Annotated in this window: 2 protein-coding genes; both read left to right on the top strand. The window is 36.2% G+C overall.

Annotated features, from left to right (window positions below):
* Positions 1 to 372, top strand: a 372-nt coding sequence (gene ssb, locus ACFING_RS10005; RefSeq protein WP_375630823.1) for a single-stranded DNA-binding protein, incomplete at its 5' end; no start/stop codon positions are given.
* A 15-nt stretch (positions 373 to 387) separates the two neighbouring features.
* The coding region (locus ACFING_RS10010) for a hypothetical protein (protein WP_375607479.1) at positions 388 to 720 on the top strand (333 nt) is incomplete at its 3' end.

The raw sequence follows: 720 nt of genomic DNA on the forward strand, positions 1-720 counted from the left end.
ATCGAGGTGGTCAATTTTCGAATGGCAACGTCTGAGAGCTATACAGACAAGGCAACCAATAAGAGAATAGACAAAACCGAATGGCATTCCATTGTGGTGTTTAATCCACACTTGGCAAAAGTAGCACTCCAGTATCTGAATAAAGGCAGCAAAGTTTATATCGAGGGGCGACTACAAACCCGTAAATGGCAAGATAAAAACGGTGTTGATCGCTATGTAACAGAAGTCATATTGCCTCAGTACAAAGGCGAGTTAAAGCTTTTAGATGGCAAAAATGATGATAATCAAGATCAGTCATCTGCTTATGACAGAAGCATTTACAGACCTCTTGATACATCTCATACCGTTATGAATGATAGCGTTCCTTTTTAAACAGAAGGTGCTTTAATGGATAGTAAAAAGAAGTCTAGGGTTAGTACAGAAGAATCTGAACCCGTTTATATGCTTACAGAGAATGATATAGAGCTGTTAAGAGATTGTATGTCATCTACATCAATGAGTTATTACAGTATAGTGATGGGTGCTTTATTGAGTACACTTTTCATTCTGCTCTTAAAACTTTCTTGGGATCAAAGTCACTTAAAACTTAAGTTAGGTGTTGCTGCTGTAATATGCATTTTAGTGGTTTTATTGTTCTTTTTAAATCGAATTTCATGGTCAAGATCAGAGAGAATTTGGCAAGATATTAAACAGACATCTGAGGACATAAGTGAAAAAAAA

The organism is Bartonella sp. AP150HLJHH, assembly GCF_042196385.1.
In the GTDB taxonomy this organism is placed as follows: Bacteria; Pseudomonadota; Alphaproteobacteria; order Rhizobiales; family Rhizobiaceae; genus Bartonella.